This window comes from Streptomyces tubbatahanensis, assembly GCF_022699385.1.
Taxonomy (GTDB): Bacteria; Actinomycetota; Actinomycetes; order Streptomycetales; family Streptomycetaceae; genus Streptomyces; species Streptomyces diacarni.
Genome location: NZ_CP093846.1, coordinates 5,827,456 through 5,847,262 on the forward strand (window position 1 = coordinate 5,827,456; position 19,807 = coordinate 5,847,262).

Genomic DNA, 19,807 nt, shown 5'->3' on the forward strand with positions numbered 1-19,807 from the left:
ATGGGCCGGCCCACCCGTCCGTCAGCCTTCCCGGCTGATCGCGTCGAAGACGCCCTTGGCTTCCTTGCCGAGACGTGCGCCCGCCAGCCAGTCGGCGGTGATCGGCCCGATCGACGTCACCGACAGCAGCCGGGTGCCCGAGGAGTCGAGCCACGGGCCGCCGGACGAGCCGGCCGTCATGGTGCAGCCGATGCGGTACATCGTCGGCTGCGCCGGGTCGATGGTGAGGCGGCTGGGCTTGTCGGCACAGCGGTACATCTTCGCGCCGTCGAACGGCGGGGCCGCCGGGTAGCCCACGGCCGTCAGGCTCTTGAGGGACTTCACGCGCGGCGTGCTGAAGGACGTCTTGAGCGCGCCGCCGGCCTTCTCCTCGAGGGAGGTACTGTCCGTCTTGTCCTCCGGCTGGACGCTCAGCACGGCGAAGTCCTGCTGGGCGCCCTTGCCGCCGCGCTCCGCACCGGTCTTGATCCAGTGGTCGGTCGTGCGGGCGCGCTTGGCCCACCAGATGCCCTTCGGCGCGACGTCGCTCTTGGAGGCGCTCGACAGCTGCTCGTTCGAGAGGCCGCCCGGGTTGTAGTCAGGCACGAAGACGACGTTGCGGTACCAGCCCTTGCCCGCGCCGCCGTGGACGCAGTGCCCCGCCGTCGCGACGAGGTTGGACTTGCCCGGGTTGCGCGGATCCTTGACGACGGCGCCCGAGCAGACCATGGCGCCCTTGGGGGTGTCCATGAAGACCTTGCCGACGGGCAGGTCGTCCTGCGTGTAGGGCGTCTTGACCGCGGCCGCCTTGACCGGGTCCGGCGTCGGGTCGGTGACGCCCTCGTCCTCGCCGGTGCCGTCCTTGCCGCCGCTCTGACCGTCATCGATGTCGGAGTCGTCGACCTTGCGGTCGTTCCCGTCCGCGTCCTTCATGCGGTCCGGGTCCCACAGGTCGTCGATGATCGGGTTGAAGAAGTCCTGGGCCTCCTTCAGCCAGCGGTCCCTGTCCCAGTTCTTCCAGGCGCCGTTCTGCCACTTCTTCAGGTCGTCCAGGGAGGTCGGCAGGTCCTTGGGAAGGTCGTCCGGGAGCCCGAGGTCCTTCTTGAGATCCCCGCTCGGCTTCTTCTCGGAGGCGGTGGCACTCGGCTTGTCGTCCGCCTTGTCCTCCTCCGGGCCGCAAGCCGTCGCGGTGACCGCCAGCACAGCGGCGACCGCTGCCGCGGCCAGCGCCGGACGGCGCCGTGCGGGCCTGGCTATCGATGGCATGGCTGAAACTCCCCCTGAAGTGGATCGTCGTGCCTGTTGACTTGTCATGAACCTAGCCGGGTGGGGCTCCCCCACTATGCCCGGTGTTGTTCGGGACGGGCACACCAGGGTGCGCGGTTCCCCGGCGCGTGCTTCGCCCTTCCGCGTCAGCCGCTGCTTCACGGCGCGTGCCCATCCGGAAAGAGATCTTCAACCCGCCCGTGATCGGGCGCCGTTCGCTTCGTTGTCCCGTAGGGGGACAGTGGCTCGCTGCCCAGCGCGCCCAGTCGACACCAGCTGAGGAGATCCCGTGAACGCGCGCTCCGGAGCCGACGGCCCGAAGGACGTGGCCGGTATGTGGCCGACCCGCCTGATCGAGCCCATGGTGCCCCCACAGGAGCGTCGTACCGGTCACCACGAGGACCTGGTCCGCCGAAACGCCGAACCCTCCGAACACTCCGAATCCTCCGCATCTGCCGACCTCTTCGAGCCCTCCGAGCAACAACCCGCGACTCCGGTCTCCCCGGATGTTCTCCCGCCCGGTCCTGTCACGCCTGTCACGACCGCCCCCGATCCCCTGCAACGCCGCGACCCGGGTGAGGCCGCCGACGCGGCAGCGGCGGAGAACCTGCTGCGCTGCTGGGTACGCGAGACGGGCCTCGCCCGTCCCCGGCACGCTGTCCTGCGCGTCCCGCTGCCGGCCAGCGGTACCGCGCTCCTCGTACCGGTGCGCCACTGGTCACCCGCCGGCTGGCACCGGTTCGACCCTCCGCACCTCGAGGGCGCCCCCGGGGACGCCGCTCCCCTGGACGCCGTCTGCCTCGCCGCGCTGCTGGGACGCGAGGCGGCCCATGGGGCGGGCGGAACGGAGGCCGGAGACTCGGGAACGCCCTGCCGCACGGAAGCGCATGGCCGGAACGGGGCTCACGTCGCACAGGTACACAAAAACGTCCCTGTGGAGGAGAACCCCCTCGGGCGGCAGGGACCCACCACGGCGGACGGCACCTTCCCGTCGGGAGATGCCGTTACACCGGGACGCGCCCCCGCGCCGGTGAGCAGCTCTGCGTCGAGGGACGACGCACCCGTGCTGGAGGGAGCCGCCCTCGTCGGCCGAGTAGCCGACTCCGTCCAGCGCACCGCACGGTTCCTTGCCGACCGCAGGACCCATCCCGCACCACCGCCCGGGACCGGCCCCTTCCTCGACGGCGAACAAGCCCTCCTCTTCGGACATCCACTGCATCCCACCCCCAAGAGCCGCGAGGGTCTGTCCGAGACCGAAGAGCGGATGTACTCCCCAGAGCTGCGTGGCAGCTTTCCGCTGCACTGGATGGCCGTCCACCGCTCCGTGCTCTCCTGCGACTCCGCCTGGACGGACCGGGGAAAGCCCGTGCCCGCACCTGACCTCGCGCGACGTCTGGGCGGGCAGGAGCTGGCCGAACGGCTCCCCGCGGACTGCGTTCCCCTGCCGCTGCACCCCTGGCAGGCCGGTGAGGTGCGACGTGACGCCGCTGTCCGGGCACTTTCCCAGGCGGGCCTCCTGCACGACCTCGGGCACGGCGGCGCACACTGGCACCCCACCTCCTCCGTGCGTACGGTCTTCCGGCAGGACAGCCCGGCGATGCTCAAGCTGTCTCTCGGGGTGCGCATCACCAACTCGCGCCGCGACAACCTCCGCAAGGAACTGCTGCGCGGAATCGAGGTGCACCGGCTTCTCCGCGGCGACATCGGCGCGGCCTGGCGCGCGGCCCACCCGGGCTTCGACGTCGTGCGGGACCCCGCCTGGCTCGGGGTGGACGTCCCGGGTGAGGGGCGGCTGCCCGGTTTCGATACCGTCATCCGGCATAACCCCTTCGGGGCGGGTGAGGACGCCGTCTGTCTCGCGGGACTGACCGCGCCCGTCCCGAGTCCTCACGGAGCGCAGGGCACGCCGCGGTCGCGGCTCGGCGCACTGGTGACCGCGCTCGCGCGGCGCACCGGAAGGACTCCGGGCGCGGTGGCCACCGAGTGGTTCCTGCGCTACCTCGACACCGTCGTACGCCCCGTCCTCTGGCTGGACGCGCACGCGGGGATCGCCCTGGAGGCGCACCAGCAGAACACGCTGGTCCTGCTGGACGCGCACGGGTGGCCGCGAGGCGGTCGTTACCGTGACAACCAGGGCTACTACTTCCGGGTGTCCCACCGCGACGCGCTCACCCGCCGCCTGCCGGGCGCGGAGCTCGGGGTGGCCAGTGACACGTTCGTGGCCGACGACGTCACCGACGAACGCTTCGCCTACTACCTGGGCATCAACAACGTCTTCGGTCTCATCGGGGCGTTCGGATCCCAGCAGCTGGCCGACGAGCACGTGCTGTTCGCGGCCTTCCGCCGCTTCCTGGGGCACGCCGCACGGGACGAGCCCGCCTCCGGGCTGCCTGCGCTGCTGCTGGAGTCTCCCGTGCTGCGCTGCAAGGCCAACCTGCTCACCCGGCTGCACGGTCTCGACGAGCTGGTCGGCCCTGTCGACTCCCAGTCCGTGTACGTCGCCCTCGACAACCCACTTGTCCCATGACCCCTTGGCCTGTGGCCCTCGCAGAAGAGGAGACGTTGCCATGCCGCACCCCCAGCCGGGCTCCGCACCTCTCGCCGGTACCTTGCGTGCCGGCGGTGACCCGGGCGCCGATACCGTCGGCGTGGCGGAGACCGGCTCACCCAGCAGCGACGAGGACCCAGTCGGCCTGAGCGACCACGACGCCGAGGACACCCTCGACCTCGAACTCCCCCAGGAGTGGCCCGAACTGATCGCCCAGCGCGATGCCTACGACCGTGACCTCGCCCTCGGCCGCGCGCAGCCCCAGGGCGGCGCGTACCCCCATGGCGGCGCGCATGGCTACGGTGGCGCTCGCGAGATCGAGGGGGCGTACGCCCGCGGTGGCGCGCATGCCCACGCGGAGGTGCACACCGGCGACGGCGCGGGCATGCGCGACCCCGCTCAGATCACGCCACGCGCCGCGACATCGCGGCGCGGATCCGGTGCCGCGTCGCGGGACGACCTGCTCGACGCGCCCGCTCGCTGGCCCGCGGCCCACACCGGCGCAGGACCGTTCCAGCTCGTCCCCGTGCACCTTCCACGTGATCTGCCGCTGGTCTGTGCCTGGATGAACGATCCGGCTGTGGCGGCCTTCTGGGAGCTGGCGGGGCCCGAACACGTCACCGAGGCGCACCTGGGCCCGCAGCTGCGGGGTGACGGCCGCAGCGTTCCCTGTCTGGGCGTCCTCGACGGCACCCCGATGAGCTACTGGGAGATCTACCGCGCGGACCTCGACCCACTCGCCCGTCACTGCCGCACTCGCCCCCACGACACCGGGTTGCACCTGCTCATCGGGGGAGTGGCGCACCGGGGGAGGGGCCTGGGCACGGTGCTGCTGCGTGCGGTGGCCGACCTGGTACTGGCGCAGCGTCCCCGCTGTGCACGCGTACTCGCCGAACCCGACGTGCGCAACGCCCCCTCCATCGCGGCCTTCCTCGGTGCGGGCTTCCGGTACAGCGACGAAGTGCAGCTCCCCACCAAGCGCGCCGCTTTGATGGTGCGGGACCGCGCGCTGCGTCACGTGCTCTGAGGCGGCGCGCGCGGCTCTGGAAGCCCCTTCCCGCTCTCGGAGACGGCGCTGTGCGTCCACCACAGAGCCCTTCCGCAGCGCTGTCCGTCTCTCCCCGAGCGGACTGAGCCGCCCGAGCCCCTCACGCCGCCTCCCACGTCCGTCAGCGGCCGTCTGCACGTGACCTGACCGCGCCCCCGCCGGCGTCTTCGCATTCCCACCCCCCTCCCGCATCACCTCGCTCACCTGTTCCCGCTCTACTCGTCCTCGCCTTCCCCAAGGAGCAACTCCCGTGTCCCGAAAACCCGCTGTCCCCTCGTCCTCGGATGTGACCCCGCTAGCCGTCCCCGGGGGGCTCGACGCAGGCCCCGACCATTTCCGCCGTGCTTCCCGACGGCTCCTCGCCAAGATGCTCGCCGAGTTCTCCTACGAGGAGATCCTCCAACCGCAGCCCGTGACCGACGCGCCACCCGGTTCCTACTCCCTCGCGGTGGACGACGATCTGACCGTCCGCTTCCGTGCCCGCCGGGGCGCCTACGGTCACTGGAGCGTCGACCCCGCCTCGCTGGACCCCGAGGTGGATCCGCTGGGATTCGTCGCCCGCGCTCGCGAACTGCTCGGACTGACCGGCGAGACCACCAGCCATTACATCCGCGAACTGACCGCCACGCTCACCGCCGACGCCGGGCTGCTGGCCTCCGAAGCGTCCGTCGCGGAACTGGCCGACCTCGGCTACGCCGAGCTGGAAGGCCACATGACGGGACACCCCTGGCTGGTCGCCAACAAGGGGCGGATCGGATTCTCCGCCCACGACACCGGCCACTGGGCACCTGAGGCCCGCACCGCCCGGACCCTCCCGTGGATCGCGGTGCACCGGAACCTCGCCACGTACCGGGGCGTCCCCCGGCTGGCCGACGCACACCGGCTGTACGCACGCGAGTTGAGCGGCGAGACCATCGCCGCCTTCCACCAGTGTCTGCGCTCCCGCGCTCTGGCACCGGAGGACTACCTGTGCATGCCCGTCCACCCGTGGCAGTGGGACGAAACCCTCGCCCCGCTGTTCGCCCCGCAGCTGGCCGCGCAGCAGATCGTCCCGCTCCCCACCGACGGCGACCTGCGCCTGCCTCAGCAGTCGATCCGCACGTTCCTCAACACGACCAGGCCGGACCGGCACACCGTCAAACTGCCGCTCGCCATCCTCAACACACTGGTGTGGCGGGGCCTGCCCACCGAGCGCACCCTGGCCGCGCCGTCCGTCACCGGCTGGGTGCAGGGTCTGTGCGAGCGCGACCCCTTCCTCGCCGACGAGTGCCGGGTCATCCTGCTGGGAGAGGTCGCCTCCGTGGCGGTCGCGCACCCCGTGTACGACGCGCTGGCCCAGGCGCCGTACCAGTACCGCGAACTGCTGGGCTGCATCTGGCGCGAGCCGCTCCTCCCCAGCCTGGCACCGGGGGAGCGCGCCAGAACCCTGGCCTCCTTGATCCATGCCGACGCGCGCGGCCGCTCCCTCACCGCCGAACTGGTCCGCCGCTCAGGCCTGGAGCCCCGGGTGTGGCTCACGCACCTGTTCGCCGCGCTGCTGCCGCCACTGCTGCACTTTCTCTACCGCTACGGGACCGTCTTCTCACCGCACGGAGAGAACGCGATCGTCGTCTTCGACGAACGGGACGTTCCCGTACGACTGGCGATCAAGGATTTCGTCGACGACGTCAATGTGAGCGCCGAGCCGGTACCGGAGTTCGACTCCATGCCGACTGAGGTACGCGAGGTCCTGCTGAGCGAGCCGCCGACATTCCTCACCCAGTTCATCCACTCCGCGCTCTTCGTCGGCGTCTTCCGTTTCCTCGCCCCGCTGTGCGAAGCGCAACTCGGCGTCCCCGAAGAGATGTTCTGGTCACTCGTCCGGGCGGAAATCGATCGCTATCAGGAGCGCTTTCCGAAGCTCAAGTCCCGCTTCGAAACCTTCGACCTGCTGACTCCGCGCATCGAACGGCTCTGCCTCAACCGCAACCGACTGCACACGGACGGCTACCGCGACCGTTCTGAGCGACCGCACGCCGCGGTGTACGGGACGGTGCGCAACCCCCTGCACTGAGCGCGGGCGCCGTGGCGGTAGCCGCGTGCCCCGGGGCAGTGCCGGGGTCACAACCCAGAGTGGCGTCGTCCCGATCGTGACTGAGGGGGGTACCGCGACCGTGACCGAGGACGGGGTTCGCTCGTCCGGGGGCGGACGGCGCCTTCACGCGCCCGGGAAGGCACCGAGGCGACCGCGGGGGCCCGCCCGTGCGTGGGCGTCGGCGCCGAGCGGAGTGTCGGTGGCGCCGCGTAAGGTGTCGGGTCTATGAGCAAGCCCGCCGTCACCGAACTCCTCCAGGCCGCCGTCGATGCCGTGAAGGGCACCGAACGCCCAGGTCAGGCTGCTATGGCCGAGGCCGTCGCCGAGGCTGTCGACGCCGGCCGCCACCTCCTCGTGCAGGCGGGCACCGGCACCGGCAAGTCCCTCGGCTACCTGGTGCCCGCGCTCGCGCACGGAGAGCGCGTCGTGGTCGCCACCGCGACGCTCGCGCTCCAGCGCCAGCTCGTCGAGCGCGATCTGCCGCGCACCGTCGAGGCGCTGCACCCGCAGCTGCGCCGCCGCCCCGAGTTCGCCATGCTCAAGGGCCGTTCGAACTACCTGTGCCTGCACCGCATGCACGAGGGGGTCCCACAGGAAGAGGAGGATGGCCTCTTCGACCCGTTCGAGAGCGCGACGCCCACCTCCAAGCTGGGCCAGGACCTGCTCCGGCTGCGCGACTGGTCGGACGAGACGGAGACGGGCGACCGGGACGACCTCAAGCCGGGTGTGTCCGATCGCGCGTGGGCCCAGGTGTCGGTGTCCTCCCGGGAGTGCCTGGGCGCGAGCAAGTGCGCCTACGGCGCCGAGTGCTTCGCGGAGGCGGCCCGCGAGCGCGCCAAGCTCGCCGAGGTGATCGTCACCAATCACGCGCTGCTGGCCATCGACGCCATCGAGGGCGCCCCCGTGCTCCCCGGCCACGAGGTGCTGATCGTCGACGAGGCGCACGAGCTGGTCTCCCGGGTCACCGGTGTGGCCACCGGCGAGCTCACGCCAGGCGCGGTCAACCGTGCGATGCGCCGCGTCGCCAAGCTGGTGGACGAGAAGGCGGCCGACCAGCTCCAGACAGCGGCCGAGACCTTCGAGCGGCTCATGGAGCTCGCGCTTCCCGGACGGCTGGAGAAGGTCCCCGAAGATCTCCAGTACGCGCTGATGGCGCTGCGTGACGCCGGTCGTACGTGCCTGAGCGCACTGGGCAACACGCGGGACAAGTCCGTCCAGGACGAGGACGCGGTCCGCAAGCAGGCCAAGGCCTCCGTCGAGAACGTCCACGACGTCGCCGAACGAATTCTGGAGGGCTCGGAGTTCGACGTCATCTGGTACGAGCGGCATGAGCGTTTCGGAGCCTCCCTCCGGGTGGCGCCGCTGTCGGTGTCCGGCCTGCTGCGCGAGAAGCTGTTCGCCGACCGGTCCGTCATCCTCACCTCCGCCACGCTCAAGCTGGGTGGGGACTTCAACGGGGTCGGCGCCTCCCTCGGCCTGGCTCCTGAGGGGCTCGGGGACGAGGAGGGCGACGCGGCCGCCGAGACGCCCCCGTGGAAGGGCCTGGACGTCGGCTCCCCCTTCGACTACCGCAAGCAGGGCATCCTGTACGTCGCCAAGCACCTGGCCAACCCCGGACGTGAGCCCCAGCGCACCGACATGCTGGACGAGCTGACGGAGCTGGTCGAGGCGGCGGGCGGCCGTACGCTCGGCCTGTTCTCCTCCATGCGCGCCGCCAGATCAGCCGCCGAGGAGCTGCGCGGACGGCTGGGTCTGCCGATCCTGCTCCAGGGCGAGGAGACGCTGGGAGAACTCATCCGGCGGTTCGCGGAGGACGCCGAGACCTGTCTTTTCGGCACACTGTCGCTGTGGCAGGGCGTCGACGTGCCGGGGCCGAACTGCCAGTTGGTGGTCATGGACCGGGTGCCGTTCCCGCGCCCCGACGACCCGCTGATGAGCGCCCGCCAGAAAGCGGTCGAGGAGGCGGGAGGCAACGGCTTCATGGCGGTCGCCGCCACGCACGCGGCGCTGCTCATGGCCCAGGGTGCCGGCCGTCTCGTCCGGGCGACGGGGGACCGGGGCGTCGTCGCGGTGCTCGACCCGCGCCTGGAGCGCGCCCGCTACGGGGGTTTCCTGCGCGCCTCCATGCCCGACTTCTGGTACACGACGGACCGCAACCAGGTTCGCCGTTCCCTCTCCGCCATCGACGAGGCGGCGAAGCGCGGGTGACCGCGGCCGGCTCGGGCAGCGCCGGGGCCGACGACGGCGGGCCGCCGGCCCCTCGCGCGGAGAAGGCCTGCGGCCCGTGAGCCTGCGGCCCGAGGGCCGTTCCTTGTCGTGATGTCGCTTTCGCGTTGCCGCCCGCGGCCCGGACGGGCCGCGCGGCGGGGCTCAGACCCTCCGGAGCACGGCGACGACCTTGCCGAGGATGGTCGCGTCGTCACCCGGGATCGGCTGGTACGAGGAGTTGTGCGGCAGCAGCCAGACGTGCCCGTCCTCGCGCTTGAAGCGTTTGACGGTCGCCTCGCCGTCGAGCATCGCCGCGACGATGTCGCCGTTCTCGGCGACCGGCTGGCGCCGGACGGTGACCCAGTCGCCGTCGCAGATGGCGGCCTCGATCATCGAGTCCCCGATGACCTTCAGGACGAACAGCTCACCGTCGCCGACGAGTTGGCGCGGCAGTGGAAAGACGTCCTCGACCGACTCCTCGGCGAGAATGGGCCCGCCCGCGGCGATGCGTCCGACGAGCGGAACGTAGGAGGCCGACGGCTTGCCCGCGGTGTCGGTGGCGGCCTGTGCCGCGCTGGGAGTGTCCGAGCCGCGCACCTCGTAGGCGCGGGGCCGGTGCGGGTCGCGGCGCAGGAAGCCCTTGCGCTCCAAGGCCATCAGCTGGTGTGCCACCGAGGAGGTGCTGGAGAGCCCGACTGCCTGGCCGATCTCCCGCATGGACGGCGGATAACCGCGTCGCTGGACCGAGTCACGGATCACCTCGATCACCCGGCGCTGCCGGTCGGTGAGTCCCGAACTGTCGGCTCGAATGCCTGGAGGTCGGCCGGGAAGCGAGCGCTTGGCAGGTTGTTCTTCCTGGCCCTCCGCGTTCGCGGACTCGTTCACCGGCTGCATTTCGTCCATTGCTTGAGCTGAGCGGTTCTGGGAGGTGATGGTGGCGCTGTCAGCGGTCGTGGTCACGTCGGCCCCTCTCGAGAAGTTCTCCCTAGCCGGACAACGGTAGTTGGTTTCGAAAGGTTGCGCCAAACACACGTTCGAGTGAAAATCCGCAGTTCTCCGGACTCCTTCGGCGCCAGAGGTGTATAAGTCCCGCGTCGCTCGTACCGTCGGCTTTCGAGGAACCTTCCGAATCCGCGCGCGCCTTTCACTCCCGTCTTCGCGAGTCCTCCGCACCTCTACGCGAGGCGGTGGATCGTGCAGCTGTCCGAGCGTCGCCTGCGGCGGTGGGACGCCAAACGCTGTGACCCTGTCGCCGCCAGTCGCTCTCTGTGACTATTTCCTGTCGATCCGACCGTCCGGAACGCTGCCCGGATGCTCCGTCGGACCTTCTTCCGGTCCACGCCGCCCTCTCGCGTTCCGGCGCCGCGCGTCGCGCTCCGCCCTCGTGCCGCCGAGGTGCCGTCGACGTTCCGCACAGTCTTGCAGGCGTGCCCCGGGACCTGCCCGCCGCCCCGCCTCGCGTAGGCTCGTGGCCCGCGCCGAGGGCGACACGCGTGTTGGCCGCCTTCCGCGAGTGGCTACCAGATCTAGTGGTTTGATGAGCGCACGCCACCACAAGTTGTGGTCCCCGGGTGCTCACGCCGGGAGACTTGGCCTATGCTGGTGGCCCGTCGAGGGGCCCCTGTGACGGGGGTGCCCAGGCGTGTTCTGTCATGCACGGTGAGGGCTCACGAGAGTCCTGGGAGGGTGGAAACGATGCGCTGTCCCTTCTGCCGGCACCCGGACAGTCGCGTGGTCGACAGCCGTACGGCCGATGACGGCGCGGCCATCAGGCGGCGCCGCCAGTGTCCCCACTGCTCCCGTCGCTTCACTACCGTGGAGAACGCATCACTCACGGTAATCAAGCGGAGCGGCGTCACCGAGCCGTTCAGCAGGGACAAGGTGATCGCCGGCGTGCGTAAGGCCTGCCAGGGCCGCCCCGTCACCGAGGACGCCCTCGCCCAGTTGGGGCAGAAGGTGGAGGAGGCCGTCCGGGCCACCGGAAGCGCGGAGCTGTCCACGCACGACGTCGGACTGGCCATACTCGGCCCGCTGCAGGACCTGGACCTGGTCGCCTACCTGCGCTTCGCCTCCGTCTACAAGGCCTTCGAGTCGCTGGAGGACTTCGAGGCGGCCATAGCCGACCTGCGCGAGGCCCATCCGTCCGCTCCCCTCCCCGGGTCCCGGTCGAACGCCGGGCTCCCGACCGGCGACGGTGAGCGGACCTGTGGGGCCGGTGAGGCCGGTGGCACCAGCGAAGTGGCCGGTGAGGAGCCCGGCGGGGACGGAGCCGTGGCTCGCGGGGCCGGCGGCGCCCCCGCGTCAGCCGCCGCCGACTGAGCGGCCCCGGCACCGCCCGCACGCGGGGCCGGCAGAGCCGGAGGCGAGACCGGCGACAGGCCGGGGGAACCCGGCACATCACAGAGACCTGGCCTGGGCACGCACCGTGTCCGGGCCACCAGACAGGCACAGTTCTCGGGGAAGAACCGGGGCATGTTGGGGCGTTATGCCCCATACAGGGAGGCGGAATGACAGAGACGACGAGCGGCCCGGCACGCGGCTCCCGCGCGAAGGGCAGCAAGGCGAACAAGGGACTGCGCATCGAGCGCGTCCACACGACCCCCGGCGTGCACCCCTATGACGAGGTCACCTGGGAGCGCCGCGACGTCGTCATGACCAACTGGCGCGACGGCTCGATCAACTTCGAGCAGCGCGGCGTCGAGTTCCCCGACTTCTGGTCGGTGAACGCGGTCAACATCGTCACCAGCAAGTACTTCCGGGGCGCCGTGGGCACCCCGCAGCGGGAGAACAGCCTCAGGCAGCTGATCGACCGAGTGGTGAAGACCTACCGCGCCGCCGGTGAGGACCACGGCTACTTCGCCTCTCCCGCGGACGCGGAGATCTTCGAGCACGAGCTGGCCTACGCCGTGCTGCACCAGATCTTCGCCTTCAACTCCCCGGTGTGGTTCAACGTCGGCACCAAGCAGCCGCAGCAGGTCAGCGCCTGTTTCATTCTGTCGGTTGACGACTCCATGGAGTCGATCCTGGACTGGTACAAGGAAGAGGGGATGATCTTCAAGGGCGGCTCCGGCGCCGGCCTGAACCTCTCCCGCATCCGCTCCTCCAAGGAGCTCCTCTCCTCCGGCGGCAACGCCTCGGGCCCCGTCTCCTTCATGCGGGGCGCCGACGCCTCCGCCGGCACCATCAAGTCGGGCGGCGCCACCCGCCGGGCCGCCAAGATGGTCGTCCTCGACGTCGACCACCCCGACGTCGAAGCCTTCATCGACACCAAGGTGAAGGAGGAGGAGAAGATCCGCGCCCTGCGCGACGCGGGCTTCGACATGGACTTGGGCGGGGATGACATCACCTCCGTCCAGTACCAGAACGCCAACAACTCGGTGCGCGTCAACGACGCCTTCATGAAGGCCGTCGAGTCCGGCTCGAAGTTCGAGCTGCGCGGCCGGATGACCGGCGAGCCCGTCGAGGAGGTGGACGCCAAGCAGCTCTTCCGCAAGATGGCGGAAGCCGCTCACGTCTGCGCCGACCCCGGCATCCAGTACGACGACACCATCAACCACTGGCACACCTCGCCGGAGACGGGGCGGATCACCGCCTCCAACCCGTGCAGCGAGTACATGCACCTGGACAACTCCTCGTGCAACCTCGCCTCGCTCAACCTCATGAAGTTCCTGCGCGACGACGACAAGGGCAACCAGTCGTTCGACGCGGAGCGCTTCGCCAAGGTCACCGAGCTGGTCATCACGGCGATGGACATCTCCATCTGCTTCGCCGACTTCCCCACCGAGAAGATCGGCGAGACCACCCGCGCCTTCCGCCAGCTCGGCATCGGCTACGCCAACCTCGGCGCCCTGCTGATGGCCACCGGACACGCCTACGACAGCGACGGCGGCCGCGCGCTGGCCGGTTCCATCACCTCCCTGATGACCGGCACCTCCTACAAGCGCTCCGCCGAGATCGCGGCGGTCGTCGGCGCGTACGACGGCTACGCCCGCAACGCCGACGCGCACAACCGCGTGATGAAGCAGCACAGCGACGCCAACGACGTCGCTGTCCGCGTGGACGACCTCGACACCCCGGTGTGGGCGGCGGCCACCGAGGCGTGGCAGGACGTGCTGCGGCTCGGTAAGAAGAACGGTTTCCGCAACGCGCAGGCCTCCGTGCTGGCCCCGACCGGCACCATCGGCCTGATGATGGACTGCGACACCACCGGCGTCGAGCCCGACCTGGCCCTGGTCAAGTTCAAGAAGCTCGTCGGCGGCGGCTCGATGCAGATCGTGAACAACACGGTCCCCAAGGCACTCAAGCGCCTCGGCTACCAGCCCGAGCAGATCGAGGCGATCGTCGAGCACATCGCCGAGCACGGCAACGTCGTGGACGCACCGAGCCTGCGCCCCGAGCACTACGAGGTCTTCGACTGCGCCATGGGCGAGCGCTCCATCTCGCCGATGGGTCACGTCCGCATGATGGCCGCAGCCCAGCCGTTCCTCTCGGGAGCCATCTCCAAGACCGTGAACATGCCCGCGAGCAGCACGGTCGAGGACGTCGAGGAGATCTACCTCCAGGGCTGGAAGCTCGGCACCAAGGCGCTGGCCGTCTACGTCGAGAACAGCAAGGTCGGCCAGCCGCTGTCGGCCAAGGCCAAGGAGGAGAAGAAGGCCGAGGCCCCCGAGCCGGAGAAGGTCGTCGAATACCGTCCGATCCGCCGCCGGCTGCCCAAGGGCCGCCCCGGCATCACCACCTCCTTCACGGTGGGCGGCGCCGAGGGCTACATGACGGCCAACTCCTACCCGGACGACGGCCTGGGCGAGGTCTTCCTCAAGATGTCCAAGCAGGGCTCGACCCTCGCGGGCATGATGGACGCCTTCTCCATCGCCGTCTCCGTGGGCCTCCAGTACGGCGTTCCGCTGGAGACCTACGTCTCGAAGTTCACCAACATGCGCTTCGAGCCGGCCGGCATGACGGACGACTCCGATGTGCGGATGGCGCAGTCGATCGTCGACTACATCTTCCGCCGCCTGGCCCTGGACTTCCTGCCCTTCGAGACCCGATCGGCACTCGGCATCCACTCGGCCGCCGAGCGCCAGCGGCACCTGGAGACGGGTTCCTACGAGGCGAACGAGGAGGAGTTCGACGCGGACGCCCTGGCCCAGTCGGCCCCGAAGGCCGAGCAGGGATCGCAGGCCGCCTCGCACGAGGAGACTCCCGACAGCAAGGACGCGCAGCGCACGGTGGCCGAGTCGGAGGCACCCGCCCCGGCACCGAGGGAGGCCCACAACTCCACGGAGCTGCTCGAGATGCAGCTCGGCCTGAACGCGGACGCTCCGCTGTGCTTCTCCTGCGGCACGAAGATGCGCCGGGCGGGAAGCTGCTACCTGTGCGAGGGCTGCGGCTCGACCAGCGGCTGCAGCTGAGCCTCGGGGGAGACCCGCGTGAGAGCGGGGAGCTCCGTGCGAGGGCGGTGCAGACCCGCGTGCAGGGAGGCCCCCCGTGCGAGGGCGGGGCAGACCCGCCTGAGAGCAGTGCGGACCCGCGTGAAAGCGGAGAGGTAACACCCGCGTGAGAGTGAGGCGGGGGACGGTTGATGGCGCCGTCCTCCGCCTCCACGCGTGTCGAGGCCGCTGCCGGGGAGGACCGTGGTGGCGGACCCGATCCGTGCCACCGAGCGTGGCCTCGTAGTACGCCAGTGCGAGAGCGCCGCCGGGGAGCTGCCGCCGGGGCCGGGGGTCGCTGAGATGGCCGTACGATGGCGCGGTGCTGGTCAAGTGGATGCGCTGCACCGTCGTCGACCGCCCGGGCTTCGCACGGGCACAGCGGAAATGGGCGGGACTGCTCGGAGAGCCGGGCTTCCGTGGGCAGGGCGGCGGGTGGAGCCGGGCCAGGAACGGTGTCGTCCACCTCTTCGGATTCTGGGAGAGCCGCGCCTTCTACGACTCCTTCATGGCGCGATCCCACGACCGCCTGCACGCTTCGCAGGTCGGCACCTACAAGGAGATGCAGGTCAGGCTCTTCGAGTACCGGTTCGACGTCAAAACCGGCTTCCGTCCCGTGTTCACCGACGCCGACCTGCTGCGCGTCGCCCACTGCCGGGTGCGGCCCGAGCGGATCGAGCACTACACGCTGATGCAGGAGAAGGTGTGGAACCCGGCCATGGCGGGCTCTCCCGGCATGCTGCGCGGTGTGTTCGCGCAAGCGAACGCAGAGGACGAGTTCCTGGTGCTTTCCATGTGGGACTCCAGCGCCGAGTACGGAAAATACCGGGTCGAGCGGGTGGAACGCCTGGCGCTGCGGGCCCAGACCGGTGCCGACGTCACCCACGTGGCCGGTGACGTCATCGACCTGGAGCCTTCCTGGACCGTCTGAGCGTGCGGGCGTCCGGCCGTCTGACCTGGAGCCGACTGGCCTAGGGTGGAGCCCATGGCGCGTCCCCGTCGTATCGTCCTCCTCCGCCACGGAGAGTCGGAGGGAAACTCCGACGACAGCATCTACGAGCGCGTGCCCGACCACGCACTGCCACTGACCGAGCGCGGTGCGCGGCAGGCCGATGAGGCCGGCAAGCAACTGCGCGAGTTGTTCGACGGCGAACGCGTCTCCGCTTACGTGTCGCCCTACCGCCGCACTCGCGAAACCCTCGCCGCACTCGGCATGGGTCCGGCCCAGATGCGCGTCCGCGAAGAGCCACGGCTGCGCGAACAGGACTGGGGCAACTGGCAGGACCGTCAGGACGTGCGGCAGCAGAAGAAGTACCGCGATGCCTACGGGCACTTCTTCTACCGCTTCGCCCAGGGCGAATCCGGTGCCGACGTCTACGACCGTGTCGGTGCCTTCCTCGAGAGCCTGTGGCGCAGCTTCGAAGCCCACGACAACCCGCCCAACGTTCTCCTCGTCACCCACGGGCTCACCATGCGACTGTTCTGTATGCGCTGGTTCCACTGGACCGTCGAGGAGTTCGAATGCCTCTCCAATCCCCGCAACGGTGAGATGCGCACGCTCCTCCTCGGTCCGGAAGGCCGTTACCACCTCGACCGGCCCTTCGAACGCTGGCAAACGCCTCGCCCGTACGGGAGTTCCGGCTAGCATCGGCACGACATGAGTGATCGAATTCCCGATCCCGTAGCTGCCGAACGGATCTCCCGCGCCCTGGCCAGCCTGCGCGGCCTGGCCGTCGGCGACGCCCTGGGTTCGCAGTTCTTCGTACCGGACAACCTCCCCTTCCTCCGCCGCCGCGAGCTGCCGCCGGGGCGCTGGCAGTGGACCGACGACACCGAGATGGCGGCCTCCCTGGTGGCTGTACTCGCCAGGCACGGAAGTGCCGACCAGAACGCGCTGGCCACCTCCTTCGCGACCCACCACGACTTCGACCGCGACTACGGCCCCGCGGTGCACAGGATGCTGCGCCTCGTCCGCCAGGAGGGCGGAGACTGGCGTGAGCTGGCCTCCTCCCTCTTCGAGGGACAGGGATCCTGGGGCAACGGCGGTGCCATGCGGGTGGCCCCGCTGGGCGCCTGGTTCGCCGACGACCCGGACCGGGCGGCCGACGAAGCCGCACGCTCCGCTGAGGTCACCCACCGGCACCCGGAGGCCGTCGCCGGTACCCGAGCCGTCGCGGCTGCCGCGGCTCTCGTCGCCGCCGACGGCCACGACCGTCCCGCCACGGCCGTCCCTGCCCCCGCCACGGCCGCCCCTGCTACCTCCTCTGCCTTGCGGCCGGTCCACGGCGAGGGCCCGCCCGCCTCCGCTTCGCGACCGGTCCAGGGCGAGGGCCCGTCCACCTCCGTCTTGCGGCCGAACCTGGGTGATGGCCCCGGCCTTTCCGCTGAGGGGCAGGTCGCAGGCGCGGGTCGGGCCCCCGCCGAAGGACGGGCGCCCGACGAGTCGACGGCTCACGCGGGCCCGCCCGCCGTCCGTGGACAACGGGCATCCGGCGCGAGCTCGACGGCGCCCCTCATCGCCGAGACCCTTCTGCTTGAAGTCCTGAAGCGTGTGCCTCGGAGCGCCGTACACGCGGGGCTGCGCCGTGCCATCGACCTGCTCGACTACTCCGACGTCGGCACGGTGGCAGCCGTCCTCGGCTGCGGCCGACGCACCAGCACGCAGGACACCGTGCCTTTCACCCTGTGGGCCGCTGCCCGGCACCTGGGCGACTTCCGCGCCGCCGTGTGGACCACCGCCGGAGCCGGAGGGGACGTGGACACCACCTGCGCCATCGTCGGCGGCATCGTGGCGGCCGGTGGCCCAGCCGCCGCCCCTCCCGAGGAGTGGGACGCGCGAACCGAGGGCTTTCCACCCTGGCTCGTGGAAAACCTGGAGTGAGACTCCCGGTAACCCGCGCCGGCGGTCCTCACCGCCCCATTCCGCGGACTCTGAGTCACCAATGCGTCCCTTTCCGCGAGCGAGGCTTCCTTTCCTCCTTGCTCGGGGCCTCAAAACGGGAGTCCCGTGAACTCGCCGCGCGCCCAGCGGATACGCTTGGTATTGCCATGCCGTATGAGTCCCCAACCCATCGCGTCGAGCGCTCGATCCGCGCCACCACGGGTGCCAAGATCGTTGCTGGAGTGGACGAGGTCGGTCGCGGAGCGTGGGCCGGACCCGTCACGGTCTGCGCCGCGATCACAGGCCTTCGTCGTCCTCCAGCCGGCCTGACCGACTCCAAACTCATCCCCGAGCCACGCCGCAGTGAGCTGGCCGAGGAACTGATCGACTGGGTCACCGCCTACTCCCTCGGTCACTCCACCCCGGAGGAGATCGATGCCCACGGCATGACCGCTGCCCTCCGGCTCGCCGCCATCCGCGCACTGGACGGCCTGCCCGAACGCCCCCACGCCGTGATCCTCGACGGCAAGCACGACTACCTCGGGGCGCCCTGGCGGGTCCGCACCGTCATCAAGGGTGACCAGTCGTGCGTCGCTGTCGCCGCCGCCTCGGTCATCGCCAAGGTGCGCCGAGACGCGCTCATGGCCGAACTCGCGCCCGAACACGCGGAGTTCGCGTTCCAGGACAACGCGGGCTATCCCTCGCCCGTCCACAAGGCGGCCCTGGAGGAGAGCGGGCCCACTCCCCACCATCGGCTGTCCTGGGCCTACATGGACGCCCTGACCCGTTGGAAGCATCTCAAGCGCAACCGGATCGAGCCCGTGGAACAGATCGGTCTCTTTTGAACCCCGCCGCAGGGCGGCTCCGTCGCGAAGTCCGGTCCCGATCCGGGAATAGCCCGGCATGCCGAACCCGCTGACACTGCTGTTTCTTGCATTTGATAGACAACATCCCATGCCTCTCACTCCCGAGGAGTCACAGATTTACGAGAGCGTCCCGGACACCCGCACTTCCGCGGGAGCGTCCCGAACACCACAGGCATCACGCACCGCGAACCCCATTCCAGGTCCGCGTTCCACTCCGCGCCCCGCACCGCCGCGATCGGACAGCAAGGGCCCCAGCACCCCTGGCCGCCCCGGTGTCCCCCGCCAGAGCTCCGCGTCCGCGAAGCCCACCCCGAACGCACCGTCAGGGTCCGGCACGGCGCAGATCCAACTGGTCGCCGCGAGCGACGCCACGGCCGTGGAGGTCGCCGACGAAACCGTCGACAAGCTCCTCGACGAAGGCCGTGCGCCCGCAGAGATCCTGCTGCTGACCACCGGCGCTCAGCATCCGTGGGCCGAGCACGAGCTCTCCTTCGGCGAGGACGCGTACTGGCGCCAACTCGCTGCCGGCGAAGACGTTTTCTGCGCGCACGCCTCCTCTCTGTCCCGCACCAGCCAGCGCCCCGTCGTGCTGCTGGCCGTCAACGGAGGCACCGATCCGGAGGCTGCCGCCGCGCTGCCCGCCGCACTGGAGAAGGCAACGGAAAAGCTCATCGTCTGCGGTGACCCCGGGCGTCTGCGCGCCTTGCTCTGATCCCGTTCGCCGTGCCGCTCCCGGCTACGGGCCTTCCGCCTTCACCTGCTGGGTGCTCACGGCGACGGGGACGCCGGACCTGCGAAGCGGAGCTGCGGACCGCGGGCTCCGCCGACCGGCTTCACGCCGCGCCTGACCAGTCGCCGAGAAGCCCCGACGCTGTCGTGGCGCTGGGCAATCGGCCGCTGCGGTGCGCTCCGAGTATCCGCCACCCGGACGACGTCAGCGTGATGTAGGCGCCGCAGCGCAAGCCATGGAGCGTGCAGGCGTCGCGCAATCCCCACATCCAGGCACCGTCCACCGGCGTCCACCCGGACTCCCCGAACCGAGCGCACAGCAACACTGCCGTGCGGGCGGGGACCCGTCGGCGCAGGTCGTGCGGGGTGACCCGGCGGAGCCGATCCAGCAGCGCGTTGCGGTACTCCCATCCGTCTGGCCGCGAGCGCTCCAAGCTGAACGACGCGCTGGCGACGAGCCGTTCGTCATACCCGAGCACCCCGAGCACGGCGGTCGGCGGGTGCGGCAGGTGACGTGTGCACAGCCCCTCCACCACAGCCTGCGGATCTTGCGGCAGCGGGGTGGCGGCGGCCACCCACTCCGCGAGCCGCACCACACGGCGGGCATGTGGTGCCAAGCCGCGACCGTGACCCGCACCGGGCGCTGAAGCAGAACCGAAGGTCACCTTCTCTCCTCCGCTCGTGCCGTTCCCCTCTGTGGCGCTGGGCGGGGCGGCGGCGAACACGGACGCGGAGCGCACCACCGGGCCTCCTGCGGCTGTCTCTCCCCTTATTCCCGC

General features: G+C 70.4%; 14 protein-coding genes. 11 read left to right on the top strand and 3 right to left on the bottom strand.

All coding sequences use genetic code 11. The features are described 5' to 3' along the window. Positions 1-21: 21 nt before the first annotated feature. Entirely contained in the window at positions 22-1,245 is a 1,224-nt protein-coding gene (locus tag MMF93_RS25185) for a trypsin-like serine peptidase (RefSeq protein WP_242755038.1), read from the bottom strand. Positions 1,246-1,534: 289 nt separating this feature from the next. Between MMF93_RS25185 and MMF93_RS25190 the strand changes: the two genes are divergently transcribed. The 4 genes from MMF93_RS25190 to MMF93_RS25205 all read left to right on the top strand — a co-directional run bounded on the left by MMF93_RS25190 (position 1,535) and on the right by MMF93_RS25205 (position 9,123). After that, on the top strand, positions 1,535-3,772 hold the full coding sequence (locus tag MMF93_RS25190; RefSeq protein WP_242755039.1) for an IucA/IucC family protein: 2,238 nt from the start codon (positions 1,535-1,537) through the stop codon (positions 3,770-3,772). Between the two features lie 40 nt (positions 3,773-3,812). Then, positions 3,813-4,820 (top strand): GNAT family N-acetyltransferase, encoded by a 1,008-nt coding sequence (locus MMF93_RS25195; protein ID WP_242755041.1) that lies wholly within the window; start codon positions 3,813-3,815, stop codon positions 4,818-4,820. A 271-nt stretch (positions 4,821-5,091) separates the two neighbouring features. Next, positions 5,092-6,894 carry an IucA/IucC family protein gene (locus MMF93_RS25200; RefSeq protein WP_423835515.1) on the top strand — a complete coding sequence of 601 codons (1,803 nt, stop codon included), beginning with the start codon at positions 5,092-5,094 and terminating at the stop codon, positions 6,892-6,894. 246 nt (positions 6,895-7,140) lie between these two features. Next, complete coding sequence (locus tag MMF93_RS25205; protein ID WP_242755042.1) at positions 7,141-9,123, top strand: ATP-dependent DNA helicase; 1,983 nt, start codon at positions 7,141-7,143, stop codon at positions 9,121-9,123. 162 nt (positions 9,124-9,285) lie between these two features. On the opposite strand, the gene lexA is transcribed toward MMF93_RS25205, so the two are convergent. Next, positions 9,286-10,083 (bottom strand): transcriptional repressor LexA, encoded by a 798-nt coding sequence (gene lexA / locus MMF93_RS25210; protein ID WP_114019438.1) that lies wholly within the window; start codon positions 10,081-10,083, stop codon positions 9,286-9,288. Between the two features lie 735 nt (positions 10,084-10,818). Between lexA and nrdR the strand changes: the two genes are divergently transcribed. The 7 genes from nrdR to MMF93_RS33535 all read left to right on the top strand — a co-directional run bounded on the left by nrdR (position 10,819) and on the right by MMF93_RS33535 (position 19,011). Beyond that, the gene (nrdR, locus tag MMF93_RS25215; RefSeq protein WP_242755044.1) at positions 10,819-11,442 is read left to right on the top strand and encodes a transcriptional regulator NrdR; all 624 of its coding nucleotides are present in this window, start codon (positions 10,819-10,821) and stop codon (positions 11,440-11,442) included. Positions 11,443-11,630: 188 nt separating this feature from the next. Next, positions 11,631-14,534, top strand: a complete 2,904-nt coding sequence (locus MMF93_RS25220) for a vitamin B12-dependent ribonucleotide reductase (protein ID WP_242755046.1) — start codon at positions 11,631-11,633, stop codon at positions 14,532-14,534. A 340-nt stretch (positions 14,535-14,874) separates the two neighbouring features. Then, on the top strand, positions 14,875-15,483 hold the full coding sequence (locus tag MMF93_RS25225) for a YdbC family protein (RefSeq protein WP_242755048.1): 609 nt from the start codon (positions 14,875-14,877) through the stop codon (positions 15,481-15,483). A gap of 54 nt (positions 15,484-15,537) precedes the next feature. Further along, positions 15,538-16,197 (top strand): histidine phosphatase family protein, encoded by a 660-nt coding sequence (locus tag MMF93_RS25230; RefSeq protein ID WP_114019434.1) that lies wholly within the window; start codon positions 15,538-15,540, stop codon positions 16,195-16,197. Between the two features lie 12 nt (positions 16,198-16,209). Then, entirely contained in the window at positions 16,210-17,433 is a 1,224-nt protein-coding gene (locus MMF93_RS25235; protein WP_242755051.1) for an ADP-ribosylglycohydrolase family protein, read from the top strand. A 167-nt stretch (positions 17,434-17,600) separates the two neighbouring features. Next, a complete protein-coding gene (locus tag MMF93_RS25240) occupies positions 17,601-18,278 on the top strand; it encodes a ribonuclease HII (protein WP_242755054.1) in 678 nt (225 codons plus the stop codon). 397 nt (positions 18,279-18,675) lie between these two features. Continuing rightward, positions 18,676-19,011 carry a hypothetical protein gene (locus tag MMF93_RS33535; RefSeq protein WP_341483307.1) on the top strand — a complete coding sequence of 112 codons (336 nt, stop codon included), beginning with the start codon at positions 18,676-18,678 and terminating at the stop codon, positions 19,009-19,011. 121 nt (positions 19,012-19,132) lie between these two features. On the opposite strand, the gene MMF93_RS25250 is transcribed toward MMF93_RS33535, so the two are convergent. After that, positions 19,133-19,693 (bottom strand): hypothetical protein, encoded by a 561-nt coding sequence (locus MMF93_RS25250; RefSeq protein WP_423835635.1) that lies wholly within the window; start codon positions 19,691-19,693, stop codon positions 19,133-19,135. Positions 19,694-19,807: the final 114 nt, after the last annotated feature.

Excerpts from the sequence above, each read along its gene's own strand:
- MMF93_RS25185 (WP_242755038.1), bottom strand. The coding sequence starts at position 1,245 with ATGCCATCGATAGCCAGGCCCGCACGGCGCCGTCCGGCGCTGGCCGCG.
- MMF93_RS25235 (WP_242755051.1), top strand. The coding sequence starts at position 16,210 with ATGAGTGATCGAATTCCCGATCCCGTAGCTGCCGAACGGATCTCCCGC.
- nrdR (WP_242755044.1), top strand. The coding sequence starts at position 10,819 with ATGCGCTGTCCCTTCTGCCGGCACCCGGACAGTCGCGTGGTCGACAGC.
- MMF93_RS25195 (WP_242755041.1), top strand. The coding sequence starts at position 3,813 with ATGCCGCACCCCCAGCCGGGCTCCGCACCTCTCGCCGGTACCTTGCGT.
- MMF93_RS25220 (WP_242755046.1), top strand. The coding sequence starts at position 11,631 with ATGACAGAGACGACGAGCGGCCCGGCACGCGGCTCCCGCGCGAAGGGC.
- MMF93_RS25230 (WP_114019434.1), top strand. The coding sequence starts at position 15,538 with ATGGCGCGTCCCCGTCGTATCGTCCTCCTCCGCCACGGAGAGTCGGAG.
- MMF93_RS25240 (WP_242755054.1), top strand. The coding sequence starts at position 17,601 with ATGCCGTATGAGTCCCCAACCCATCGCGTCGAGCGCTCGATCCGCGCC.
- MMF93_RS25205 (WP_242755042.1), top strand. The coding sequence starts at position 7,141 with ATGAGCAAGCCCGCCGTCACCGAACTCCTCCAGGCCGCCGTCGATGCC.